The sequence below is a fragment of the Paenibacillus mesophilus genome (genome assembly GCF_005938385.1).
Classification (GTDB): Bacteria; Bacillota; Bacilli; order Paenibacillales; family NBRC-103111; genus Paenibacillus_AB; species Paenibacillus_AB mesophilus.
Genome location: NZ_VCRA01000010.1, coordinates 50,356 through 62,498, shown reverse-complemented (window position 1 = coordinate 62,498; position 12,143 = coordinate 50,356). Strand labels below are relative to the sequence as shown.

Here is a 12,143-nt window from a genome sequence, read left to right as displayed (position 1 = left end):
AGCTTGTTGAGATAGTCAAAATGAGAGTTTTGAAATACAAAGAGGGGGCAGGGAGATGTGCGTAAAGCGAAGCGTCTGACTTTAAAATCGAGTTGTACCCGCTTAAATTCAAATAAAGCAACTCGATTTTAACGGAAGTGGAGCACATTCCCCGCCTCCTTGCCATCACTGCTTCCTCTCATTGCAGAATTTCTCAACAGCCTCGATTGCTTTTTTGCGCCTGCGCCCATAAACTCATCCATAGAGAGCAACGAACTCGGCCAACCGGGAGGACTTAGGATGCTTCGATTGGAAAATGTGATCTACGACGATAATATTCCGAACTGGCGAAGATCCCGCATCAAATCGATGAGGCATGTCATTATTTTTGTCGTGCAAGGCACGTTTCAATTTCAATTGGACGACTTCGAAACCGAATTGACCAAAGGAGACATGCTGTTCGTTCGCCCGGGGCCGTACCGGTCCGGCACGAACGGTCCGCATCCTCCGCATCAGAAATACGTGGCCCACTTCCAGCTCGATGAGCCTTCCAAGCTTCTGTCCTCCCCCCACGGATGCGGGAAAGGGTACGAGCTGTTCAAGACGAACAGAGCCGAATATTTCCGCCAGCGCTTCCACGCGCTGCATCAGGCCTGGATGGACAAAAGCGCATACCACGAATTCGTATGCCACGGACTGATATCGGAAATATTCGGCTCTATGCTGCAGGAGCTGGATCGGAAAAATATTTCTTCCTACAAGATGAAGATCGCCCGCCGCGTAGAGAACTACATCCTCCAGCATTATAAGGAGGAAATCAAGCTCGAACAGCTGTGCGAGCTTGTCCAGCTATCGCCCAACTACGTGATCCGCATCTTCAAGGAAGTGTTCAACCAAACTCCACTCGGATATATGCACCAAATGCGCATCTCCGTCGCCCGCGACATGCTGCTGCAGTCGGACATGACGATCCAGGAAATCTCGAACTATTTGGGCTTCTGCGATCCGACCTATTTCAATCGGATGTTCCGTAAAATAACCGGCAATCCGCCTTCCCTTCTGCGCAAGGAGAGGAAAAAAGCCGAAGCCGACAACGGTAGAAACGGCTAGCCTCGCGAGCCCGGGCGGTCCGTCATCATGATAAGGAACTTTATCGGAATAACGTACCTGCTCCTTGACGACCGGGACTTGCCGGTCCACAATGCCCCGGTCGTCAGTCAGGGCGGTAATTCCGTTAAAGTTCCTAATTCGTCCCGGGTGAGCTCCCGCTCCAAATACCGGTATAATGTCGCGGCTGCAGGCTTCATGACGGAGTCGGGTTTACAGAGCATGCCGATCAGCATGTTAATCGGCGAGCCGTCCATGGGACGAGTTATCGTTCCATTAGGCATTGGATTCAACATGATCTGCGGGACCAACGCGATGCCAAGCCCGCTTTCCACGTAGTGCTTTAGGGCCGTCATACTTCCGATTTCCATCGTATTTGCCGATATTACGCCCGACTCTCGCAGAGCTATCTCAAGCTTTTGGCGGTATGGACATGTAACGGATGTAATCAGTAAGCGATGTTCTTGCAAATCACTCGGACGAATGACCGTTTTACCGGCAAGCGGATGGTCTTCCGGCATGAGAAGCGTAAATGGTTCGTAAAACAACGGTTGAAAATAAAAATCGGCCGCTGCATCCGGAACGGAACAGATGGCAAAATCTATATCGTCGCGATGCAGCTGCTCCACCAATGCAGGCGTACTGGAAATCGCCACGGACACTTTGACCCGAGGGTATTGCTCCATAAATTTCTTAAGCAAATCAGGCAGACGAATACTGGCGGTGGGATCGGTTACACCAATCCGAACGGACCCTGCTTCTCCGCTCTGCAAATCCGTCATGTTTAGTTGCAATTGTTCCATTCGCCGGACGATCTCCTTGCTCTGCTCCCGAAGCATTCTGCCTGCCTCCGTTAACTGAACGGCCTTCCCCCGTTCGAATAGCCGGACCCCCAAATCTTTCTCGAGTTTCTGGATTTGCATCGTTACCGTGGATTGGGCATAATTCAGTTCCTCCGCTGCCCGTATAAAGCTTCCATGCTCCACAATGGAATGAAACGTTTTGATTGTTTTAATATCCATCCCTATTCTCCCGGTTTATTGTTCAATAATATTGAACTTTAAGTTCATTTAATTCAATTATACAAATACATTGATCAAAGCTACAATGTCTCTATAGGTCAGGAAAGGAGAAATTCTCATGGATTTGTTACACAAAGTCGCGCTTGTTACAGGCGGGGGAACCGGGATTGGCAGAGCAACCTCGATCGAGTTGGCCAAACGGGGAGCAACGGTTGTCATTAACTATTCCCGTTCAAAGGCCGATGCGGAAGCAACCGTGCGCGAGATAAGCGCGATAAAGGGGAGCGCCTTCGCTTTTCAAGCCGATATTTCCCAAGACAGTGAGGTCAGATCTATGGTTCACCGCATCGTACAAAATGTCGGATCAATCGATCTGCTTGTAAACAATGCGGGTGCTACACAACACATCCCGATGGATGATCTTGAAGCTGTAACGGATGACATCTGGAACGAACTGTTGGATGTCAATGTGAAAGGGATGTTTTACTGTTCCAGAGCCGTCTCTCCTTACATGAAAGACAAACGGCATGGCGCCATCGTGAATGTCGGCAGCATTGCGGGTCAAACGGGACTAGGCTCCTCCCTTCCCTATGCCGTCTCCAAAGCGGCTGTGCATGGACTGACCAAGTCGTTGGCACGCGCGCTGGCGCCCTGTATTAGAGTGAACTGTGTCGTTCCGGGTGCCGTGGAGACAAGATGGTGGAAGGGGAGGGAAGATCGCATGAATGCCTTGGCACCCCATCTCTTATTGCAAGCCATTTCGACACCTGAAGATATTGCTCACATGATCTGCGCCGCCTTGGAGCAAGAAGCCATGACCGGTCAAATTATCACCGTGGACAGCGGCCAGACGCTTTAAATACACTTGTTCTGGTCCGCCATCGGATCATCCCTCCTTGAATTAATTGCAATGTACACGTTGAGGGTAATCTTGTCATACCCCGTTTAGGGGCTCTTTCAACAGCGGACCGGTCTGGGGGATCAGACCGCGCATACGTCCGGCCTCTACCGCCTGTATCCGCTTGCTAACCTCCAGTTTGCCGAAAATATTCCGAATATGGGCCTTTACCGTTTCCGCCGCCACGACAAGCCGGGCCGCGATTTCCTTGTTGGACAGACCGGCCGCCATAAGCTCCAGCACTTCAAGCTCACGGGCAGTCAGCTCCGATTCGGTGCCCAGACCGACAGGCGGCGGCAGTTCTCGACCATCCGAGGCGGTCAACCGGTTCGCATAGAACAGCTGCATCGCCACCATTCTTAACACGCCGACCCGCTCGGTAGAGAAGGCATTGGCGGACAAGTGATTCTCCACATAGAGCAGGGTCAAAATTTCTTCGCCCGTCGGGATCGGACAGCACAAGACCGACCGCAGCCCGGTTCGTCTGACATATTCCGTATTCATAAAGCTGCCTGTCACGGCCGCGTCTCCCAAGCAAACGACCGTCCGGTTTGCCTCTGCTGCGTGAATAATCTCATGGCTGGCTTCCGGGAACCGTTCCAGCGGAACATGGGCGGATTCATAGGACCATCCCGATTCGAGGGTCCATGCTGCAGCCAGCTCTACGATGTATCGGCCCCGTCGATGAGATACCCAGCACCCCCGCGACGCGCCCGCTTGCTCCAACAAGAGCAGCAGCAGCTGCCGAACCCGTTCTTGAGGATCACCGACCGACGCAAAAATTTGCGACGCCTTGAATACGGCCGCAAGATCCAGCATTTGCGTATACCCGCTATCGGAGAACGGCGTAACCCCGATTTGTCTGATCGGTGCGGGGCTGATGCCGGCTACCTCATCCAGCAGTCGAGCCGGTACCGGGACAACGTCTGAGAGCTGCAGCTCCGAGTTGCCCTCATCCCTCTCGACATCCGAATTCCATATCGGCTTATCGAGTAGGCCAAGCTGGAACTCCTCCAGCTCCCCCTGTCCTTCCAGTTGGTCCAGGCAGCGCTGCAAATCTCCCTTTAACCCCGTTGCGCTCTGGTAGCGGCCCTCGGGAGCTTTGGCGAGCAGCTTGGATACGATGGCAGCAAGCAGCCGCGGCACACCATATTTGTCTGACAGCGAGGGGGGCTGCTTGGCAATATGGGCATGGGCCCACTCCAGCGACTCCTTGGCCTGAAAAGGCAATTCTCCCGCAAGCATCTCAAAAAAAGTGACGCCAAGCGAGTACAGGTCCGTTCGGCCGTCCAGCAGCTGGCGCGCTCCATTGGTCCGCTCGGGGGCCATATAGGGCGGATACCCTTCCAGCCGCGTCGCATGCAGCGATTGCCGGATCGGCACCGTATCGCTGAATCCGGTCAGACAAACCTGCATCGACTCCGGCACCAACAAAATCGTATCCGGCCGAAGATTCATATGCAGCAGCTCCTGGCGATGCAGCTCCTCGACAATTTCAACCGCCCTTACCGCGATTTTCAGGAAATAAATCGGCTCGATCGGACCGGCAGCCATATATTGACGAAGCACGATTCCGTTAATGATATCGAACAGAAGCACCATGGAGCCCCCCTGCCGCAGCAAGGTATGCGGCTTCAGCACACCGTCCATCCGCAGCAGAGAGAGCGTCTCGTATTCATGGATCAGCTTCGCATTCTCGATCATGGTGCGCGGCCCGTCTTTCACCATTTTCCACAGTACGACGCGGGATAACGCTTCCGAATACGCATAGCAGATCCATATATTATCATCTTCGTATACCAGATGGAGATAGCGGTATCCTGGGGTGGTAACCATTCAAGTTACTCCTTCGTTTCCGTCATTCCTTTCATTATAGCAAGAACAGAAAACGTGATGTCTATTTATCGGTAGCGGACCAGCAGCTCGGTAAGCCTCCTCCGGATCGCTTCTTTCAATTCCTCCGGCTCCTCCAGAACGACACCATCCCCCAGTCCGATAAAAAAATCCGTGTAGAACGGGATGTCGCTGCGAGACACGTCCTTATCGATCAAGCCGCTTCCGTCTTCGCGTACATGCAGCATAGGAGCAAGCCACAGCTCGGCCTCGCAGCGCTGGACACCGGATCGGCTCAGCTCCGCGCGAAGGCGAATAGGCTCCTTCGGCTCCGCAGCCTCCCTCCGGCTGAGACGGACGTCGCTTAGCTCGAGCGGCTCCGTACCGGACAAGTCATATTCCGCTTCTCGAATCCGGTCGCACCGGAACACGCGAAAGCCTTGGCGCAAGAAGCAGTAGGCCGTGCAGTACCAGAATCCGTTGTTCGCATATATGCAGACCGGCTGAATGCATCGGCTGCCCGCCCCCTCCTTCTTCGACTCGTATTCGACGACAAGCACCTTCCGATGTACAGCCGCGTCCAGAAGAAGGGCCAAGCAAGGGGCATCGCCCCGCCTGGTCGGCGTAATAAAATCGACCCGGTTTTTCATGCTGTCGATTCGATCCCTGACGTCCCCGGGCATATGGAGATAGAACTTGCTCAGCGCCGAGGCGGATTCCGCTTCGAAAGGCAGCGAGGAATAATGGCGCAAGGCGTGCACCGCAAAAAACATCGCCACGGCCTCTTCCTCCGTGAATGCGATGGGAGGCAGCACTCGCTCCCGTACCACCTGATAGCCCCCATGCGGACCTACTTCCGAGTACAGAGGCACTCCCAGCTCGCTCAGCTCCTGCAAATCCCTTAGAATCGTGCGCTTGGACACGCCGAATTCGTCGGCAAGCTCCTGTACCTTGAACCGCCGCTTCCGGTTGACGGTCATCATCAGCTCCATCAGCCTTTTGGACTTGGGCATACTACCGCCTCCTTTTCATAAATAAAAAGTCAGTGACAAGTTCTGTCACTATTATGCCTTACGATAAGCACAACAAGCAACACTACACCAATAGGAGTGATCGACCCGTGCGCAAATATACCGCGCTATTTTTCCTCATCATGTTCATGATCGGAACTGATACGTTCCTGATCTCCCCCCTGCTCCCCACACTGCAGGAGCAATACGGCGTATCGACGGGAATCGCCGGATGGATGATTGGCGCCTATACGCTCGGCTCGGCCGTCTTCGCCTTGATCGCCGGGCCTCTGTCCGACGGCTGGAACCGCAGAACCGTTCTGCTGAGCGGCTTGCTCGGATTTTCCGTCTCGACGATTTTGTGCGGCTTCGCGGACAGCTTCTGGACGATGTGCCTGTTCCGCCTCCTCGCCGGCATCAGCGCGGCGTTCACGGCTCCCCAGGTGTGGGCTTCCATCCCGGCCGTCATGCCGGCATCCAGCGTCGCCAGGACGATGGGCATCGCATTCGCGGGACTTGCCGCCGCTCAGGCGCTCGGAGTGCCAATCGGGAGCTGGCTCGCGGCCGCCTATTGGCCCGTCCCGTTCTGGACGATTGGAATCGCCTCGCTGCTGTTAGCCGCCGTCGCCTTCTACTTGCTGCCCGACATGAAGCCCAATGCGCATAAGAACGGTCGGACGTCGATCCTTAGCCGATATATCCCGCTCATCATGAGCGGCAAGGCCAGAAGCGGCTTCCTTGCCTACCTGCTTCTTCACTTGGGGAGCGGTACCGCTTTCGCCTTCGTTGGCAAGTGGATGGCCGATCGCTTCGAGCTCCCGATCGGGCAGATCGGTACCGTGATGATGTTCCTCGGGTTCGGCACCCTGCTGGGCAGCATGGTTAGCTCTTATGCAACTCGAAAGCTTGGCAATGCGAACGCGGTCATAGCAGGAATGTCGCTGCTCGTAGTTCTATACACGGTTATGCCCCATCTGGCAAGCCTCCCTGTCGTGACGATCGTCTATTTGATCATTTTCACGACGCTTGGCATTATCTTTCCGATCGTCATGGGGGTGCTCACTTCGCTGAACGCCTCCATCCGGGGAACGATCTCCAGTCTGGCCAACTCTACGATGAACGGCGCGAACACGCTCGGCGCTTGGATAGCCGGCTTGCTCTATGTCCAGCTCGGGGGATATTCGTCGATTGGAATCTTCTCCGCAATCTGCCTCGCACTCTCGCTCGGGACGTTCCTGCTTGGTGGCGTCCTGGTGAGGAAAAAGGCGAGTCCAGGCCAGGAGTCGAGATCCGCTTCTTAAAGCAGGTAAGGTAAAAAAACAGTCCCTCGACGGCTTTGAGCCTCAGAGGGACTGCTCTTGATTTGCTTTGCCGAACGAACCGGCAAGAAGCAAGCTATTTCGAATCTTTCCAAACATTAAATCCAAGCCATTCGTCTTGAAACACGTCCTTGCCCTCGAGATTATTCAGCGGACCGAAGGCAAGCTCGAAATCCTTACTGCTTTGAAAACGATCCGTTGGCAGCAAAATGACCGACATCTTCTCGACGCTTTCACCCGGTTTCAACTCATCCTTCACTTTCGGCGCGAGCCCGCTTACAGCCTGTATGCCGGTATCAGGCAGTTCAATCGTCACTTTCAAACTGTTTACATGAACGGTTTGATCCGACTCATTCTCGATACGGTATTTGGCCGTCAAGGCGATGATGCCATTATCGCCATACCCTTTGAAAGAATCGATGTACGCCGGATCGATAGTCAGCTTGGCCCATTGGTACCCTTCCAGTGTAATTTTTATATGTTTCAGTTCCTTGCTTCTTTTGGGCTGCCAGGTGAAGAGCAATTGCTTTTGGGCAATTTTTTCCGTCGTCAGAAGATCCGGATAAGGTTGTTGTTCTTTATCTTTATCCTGAGAGCCGGTGCTCCCATTCGTTCCATCTGCTTCTTCGATCAGGAAATCACGGCCGCCAATGCGCAGCATGTTAACGTTTGGCTGTTCGGGCAAGAAAAACATATGCTGTTTGGTCGTTCCATCCTTATAATTGAGCAATAGGGTGTAATGGACTATCGTATAAGTTCCCGACTTTTCCGAGTCCGAAAGAACGGTTGTGGAAACTCCCGAATTATCTCCTCCAGCCGAGCCATCGGTCGTATGACCTACGAATCTGTTGTCGAAAAAAGTACCGTCTTTATTGAAAATATACGTATAGGAGCTTGCCAAGCCACTTCCAAGCGAGCTGGACGAATAGCTGCTTGATACATATTTGCCTTCAAGCTTCATCCGGCCGGCCGGCATATATTTTGTATAGGTATCTCCGTCGATTTCCAGTTCCGTATCCGATTTGATCTTGAGAGAATAAGTTTTGCCATTGCTTAGAACAAGCCGGTCCCCTTTGATTTCATAGGTCAGACATTGATCTTTACCGCAGTCAAGCGCATCAAGTCCGCCATCGGGGAGAACGGTTGCGACCTGTTTATCATTGATAAAATAATAATAATCCCAGCATAGGGTGGAGCAGTATGTAATTCCCGTCAAATCCATCTTCCATTTTGCATAAAAACCATGAAGCGTGCCTTGGGCAACAGCCGGAACGCCTTTATTCACTTCTTCTTGCGCAGCGGTAATGGAAAGTCCGAAAATCTTGATGAACTCTTCACTGTAGATCCCGATCGTCTGCTGCTCGCTGTTCCAGCCGACAACCGCACCTGTCGCTTCCCCGACAAAACGTAAGGGGACCAGAGTGTGGCCATCAACGATTGTTGCCGGATTGGTTAAAGTAACCGTTTGTCCATTGACTTGCGCTGTTTTGCTGTTGATCGTCAGTGAAAATGACCGCCCCTCTTTCTTGCCGCTGACCGTTTGTGTTTCCCCATTCCAGGAAACCTCAATGCCGAGCGACTCGAACAACGGGCGAAGCTGCACCAAAGTCGTGCCGTCCTCCAGCAGCGGATCAATGGAAAACTCAACCGGCTGTTTATCCGTGTATACCTCAATACGTTTGCTCTCTGCCCCTCCAACCGAAGGTGCAACAAGCAACAGTACGGCTGCCAGCATAACAACGCTCACAGCCCATGTTACTATTTTATAGTTCCTGACCTCTAACAACGGGTAAATCTCTCCCTCCATAGTCTCTAGATACCTAAGTAAAGGTTAGCGATTTAGGCCATTTGCGACAATAGGTCTACCGAATGAATAACCATTTCTTTACTTCTTTGTTGCACCTCTTACTTTAGTGCTATTAGTCCCATTTCTTTTGGCTCAAATGCACGCCGCACCACGTAAACATGAAACCTCCTCTATTCCCTCAACGTATCAGTGAATATGTAAATAACAAGGAGGAGGCTTGCAGTAATGTCCATGTTCAAACGAATGCTGGCGAGCGTCGGGATCGGCGCGGCCACAGTAGATCTCATGCTCCATCAAGATGTGGTGAACGCAGGGGATACGATCAGCGGCGTCGTCCGAATTCAGGGGGGCCGTGTGAATCAGCAGGTCGATGACGTCTACGCCTTCGTCATGACTCGTTATTTGAAGGAACAGAACGATACGAAGACGACCGTCGAAGCGCCGGTATCCAAATTCTTGTTGGCCGGGAAGTTTACCGTAGAGGCGGAGCAAGTCTATGAATTCCCCGTTTCGTTCCAGCTTCCGGCAATTACGCCGGTGACGATGGGGAGAACACCCGTCTGGATTCAAACCGGACTTGACATTAAAGAAGCGATAGATCCGAAGGATCAGGATCGCCTGCAAGTAAGGCCGCACCCGAATTCCTCGATTATTTTGGAGGCGGTCGATCAGCTCGGTTTCCGGCTTCGCGAGGTGACCTGCGAATACGCACCGTATTACGGCAGAATAAGCGGACTGCCCTTCGTTCAAGAATTCGAATTTGTTCCCGCTTCGCAGTTCAGGGGCCAGCTCGACGAATTGGAAATCATTTTTTACCCGGATGAGCACGGGGTCGACTTGCTGCTGCAGATCGATCGCAAGGCCCGCGGATTAGCCGGCTTGTTCGCCGAAGCGTTTGATGCGGATGAGCATTTTGTAAAGGTGCGGTTCGACAGCAATCAGCTTGCTTCCGGAGCAAACTACATTGCCGGTCAGTTGGCCGAGATGATCCGCAGGTATGTATAACACGGCAACATAAGCGAAAAGAAGCCTTTCCCAATGGGAAGGGCTTCTTTATTGGACCGAATCCGATCGGCGCAAAATTGCCACACTAGGAGGCCATTTCCGCGAGCACCTTGCCCAGTCGGTCGAAGTTCTGTTCATTGCCTTCAACGCAGTATGCCTTGGCTTCTTCGAACTCCTCTTTGATCTTGAAAAGCTGACGGAACGTAACTTTGGTGCGGCCCCCCACATTCTCGAATGTAGCCGTTACCCGAAATTGGTGACCGGAGAGATGATCAAACACGATGCGCTCAAACGGCACGATTTCCACAAACACGCTATGGTTCGGATATACTGCGCCATCCGGTCCGTGCATCGTGAACGCCCACGTGCCGCCTGGCCTTATATCGCACTCGTGAAACGTATTCGTGAAGCCTTGCGGCCCCCACCATCGGGCCAACAACTCGGGGGTTGTCCAAGCTTGAAACACAAGCTCCCGCGGTACGTCGAACTCGCGTGAAGAAATGATTTCCGTATCGCTTATCGCCATGCTTACCCCTCCCCTTCCACTACCTTGCCCAGTGCGTCCATCATGAGGTTTGTCCCGTGTTCCCGCACCTCCGGTGTATCATGTCCGTCTAAGTACGCCCCTTGCTCCGTAAAAATCAGCTTGGTGCCGCTTTCCAGCTGGATCAACTCGACCGTTGTAGTCGAGACGGAGATGCGGGTGCCATCCGAATCCAGAGTGTACGTATAGACAATGCGCTGCCCCGGAACAAGCTCCTGGTAACTGGCGTCGAAGGTAAAGACCGGCCCTTTCGGCGGCCCGCCGCTGCTGTACTCGCGACCCCCAACCCGAAACTCGAAAATGTCCGGCTTCGAAAACCACTTGGCTTTGGCAACCGGGTCGGCCCAGGCTTGATAAACCCGCTCCGGCGAAGCGGCATAGGTCCGCTCGACGACGAAGGTTGCATGCTTGACGAATCGTTCGTTCATTAGTTTTCCTCCTCAGGTTTCGGCATTCCACTCTCTTCGGTAAGAAAGTCTCCCAACAAATCCAAATGTCGCTCCCAAATCGCTCGCCGCTCAATGACCGGCTTCTCAAATCCCATTTTCATCGCTTGCAGAAGACTCGTGAAGTCTTCTACCGTCAATTCCCCTTTGCCCTGCATAAGCTTGGATACATGTCCAAGCTGCTCCAATAGTTTCTGCTGCAATTGGATCTGCTCTTTGATGCGGTTGATCTGTAGGTTGACGACCTCCAGCGGACTGATATGCCCGCCATTTAGGGCCGATTTAATCTCCTCGAGAGATAACCCCAGCTCCTTAAGCGATAAAATCTGGTGCAAGCGCGACAAATCCGCTTCGCTGTACAGTCTGTGTCCGGATTCCGTCTGTCCAGACGAAGAGAACAGCCCGATTTGATCATAGAACCGCAAAGTTCGTACGGTAAGCCCCGTCAGCTTGGCAAGATCGCCGATCTTCCACTTTCTCTTCATTAACCATCCCCTCACTTTAGCGCTTACGATGTACCGGTAGCTCTATTATAAAACCTTACGTTGCGTAAGGTGCAAGCGTTATTAATAGACAACCTCCTTTTTTTGGAATCAATGTCCCTTTTTCGCATCTTTTTCTCCGATTCAAAATGTCGATTACAGGAACTGTAGAGCAAGGCAGTATTGTGTGGTAAAGTCGGCTTTTTTATTGATTTACCTTGTAGAGTTGACCGGCACGTTATCATAATCCCCAAACCTCATCACGTCAAGAGATAATGTGCGAATAAGCGACATAGCGGGGGATCCCCCCTTATGCTTTCGAAATAAGAATGAATGTCCGAGTATGGAGAGCGATATCGCTTTTTCCAATTCATCCGGTTTCACGTAAAATTTTCTTCAGGTTACTAAAGACAGAAGGAGAAGCTGTATGAACAGAGTGGACAAAATCAGATTTATGCTCCTTTACGGTGAAGCGCCTGAAGCGCAATGTTACGGGTACATGGAGTTGGATCGGGATGGCAATATGATCGCGCTCTACAATAGGCACGGCGAGGAGATTGACATGTATGGCGGACATGAATTTGTCAGGATACGGACGCTTGGCCAATTCGATGACGAAGACCGCGATCATTTTTATTCCTTGTTAGAAAGTGATGGTGTAGGATAATCTGCGCGACAGGCTGGCGATTCG

The 12,143-nt window shown here is 52.5% G+C and carries 12 protein-coding genes; 5 read left to right on the top strand and 7 right to left on the bottom strand.

Translation table 11 applies throughout. From position 1 onward, the window contains the following. Window positions 1-279: 279 nt before the first annotated feature. Window positions 280-1,089, top strand: a complete 810-nt coding sequence (locus FE783_RS18835; protein WP_138880938.1) for an AraC family transcriptional regulator — start codon at window positions 280-282, stop codon at window positions 1,087-1,089. A gap of 107 nt (window positions 1,090-1,196) precedes the next feature. Here FE783_RS18835 and FE783_RS18830 read toward each other — a convergent pair whose 3' ends face one another. Beyond that, window positions 1,197-2,108 (bottom strand): LysR family transcriptional regulator, encoded by a 912-nt coding sequence (locus FE783_RS18830; RefSeq protein WP_138880937.1) that lies wholly within the window; start codon window positions 2,106-2,108, stop codon window positions 1,197-1,199. A 118-nt stretch (window positions 2,109-2,226) separates the two neighbouring features. Between FE783_RS18830 and FE783_RS18825 the strand changes: the two genes are divergently transcribed. Next, window positions 2,227-2,967, top strand: a complete 741-nt coding sequence (locus tag FE783_RS18825) for an SDR family NAD(P)-dependent oxidoreductase (protein WP_138880936.1) — start codon at window positions 2,227-2,229, stop codon at window positions 2,965-2,967. Between the two features lie 75 nt (window positions 2,968-3,042). Here FE783_RS18825 and FE783_RS18820 read toward each other — a convergent pair whose 3' ends face one another. After that, on the bottom strand, window positions 3,043-4,842 hold the full coding sequence (locus tag FE783_RS18820; protein ID WP_138880935.1) for a protein kinase domain-containing protein: 1,800 nt from the start codon (window positions 4,840-4,842) through the stop codon (window positions 3,043-3,045). A gap of 65 nt (window positions 4,843-4,907) precedes the next feature. Then, on the bottom strand, window positions 4,908-5,852 hold the full coding sequence (locus FE783_RS18815) for a helix-turn-helix transcriptional regulator (protein WP_138880934.1): 945 nt from the start codon (window positions 5,850-5,852) through the stop codon (window positions 4,908-4,910). Between the two features lie 107 nt (window positions 5,853-5,959). On the opposite strand from FE783_RS18815, the gene FE783_RS18810 reads away from it, so the two are divergent. After that, window positions 5,960-7,150, top strand: a complete 1,191-nt coding sequence (locus tag FE783_RS18810) for an MFS transporter (RefSeq protein ID WP_238403152.1) — start codon at window positions 5,960-5,962, stop codon at window positions 7,148-7,150. 94 nt (window positions 7,151-7,244) lie between these two features. On the opposite strand, the gene FE783_RS18805 is transcribed toward FE783_RS18810, so the two are convergent. Next, entirely contained in the window at window positions 7,245-8,954 is a 1,710-nt protein-coding gene (locus FE783_RS18805) for a copper amine oxidase N-terminal domain-containing protein (RefSeq protein ID WP_158301903.1), read from the bottom strand. Window positions 8,955-9,200: 246 nt separating this feature from the next. Between FE783_RS18805 and FE783_RS18800 the strand changes: the two genes are divergently transcribed. Next, window positions 9,201-9,980, top strand: coding sequence for a sporulation protein (locus FE783_RS18800; RefSeq protein ID WP_138880931.1), 780 nt, complete (start codon window positions 9,201-9,203; stop codon window positions 9,978-9,980). An 85-nt stretch (window positions 9,981-10,065) separates the two neighbouring features. Here FE783_RS18800 and FE783_RS18795 read toward each other — a convergent pair whose 3' ends face one another. From FE783_RS18795 to FE783_RS18785, 3 genes are read right to left on the bottom strand one after another with little or no spacing between them, the layout of a single operon-like run. Then, window positions 10,066-10,506 carry an SRPBCC family protein gene (locus FE783_RS18795; protein ID WP_138880930.1) on the bottom strand — a complete coding sequence of 147 codons (441 nt, stop codon included), beginning with the start codon at window positions 10,504-10,506 and terminating at the stop codon, window positions 10,066-10,068. A gap of 2 nt (window positions 10,507-10,508) precedes the next feature. Further along, window positions 10,509-10,952: an SRPBCC family protein gene (locus tag FE783_RS18790; protein WP_138880929.1), complete on the bottom strand. Its 444-nt coding sequence runs from the start codon at window positions 10,950-10,952 to the stop codon at window positions 10,509-10,511. Further along, window positions 10,952-11,455 (bottom strand): MerR family transcriptional regulator, encoded by a 504-nt coding sequence (locus FE783_RS18785; RefSeq protein ID WP_138880928.1) that lies wholly within the window; start codon window positions 11,453-11,455, stop codon window positions 10,952-10,954. Before FE783_RS18785 ends, FE783_RS18790 begins: the two co-directional genes overlap by 1 nt. A gap of 424 nt (window positions 11,456-11,879) precedes the next feature. Here FE783_RS18785 and FE783_RS18780 point away from each other — a divergent pair, with 424 nt between their 5' ends. Next, window positions 11,880-12,119, top strand: a complete 240-nt coding sequence (locus FE783_RS18780) for a hypothetical protein (protein ID WP_138880927.1) — start codon at window positions 11,880-11,882, stop codon at window positions 12,117-12,119. Window positions 12,120-12,143 lie beyond the last annotated feature (24 nt).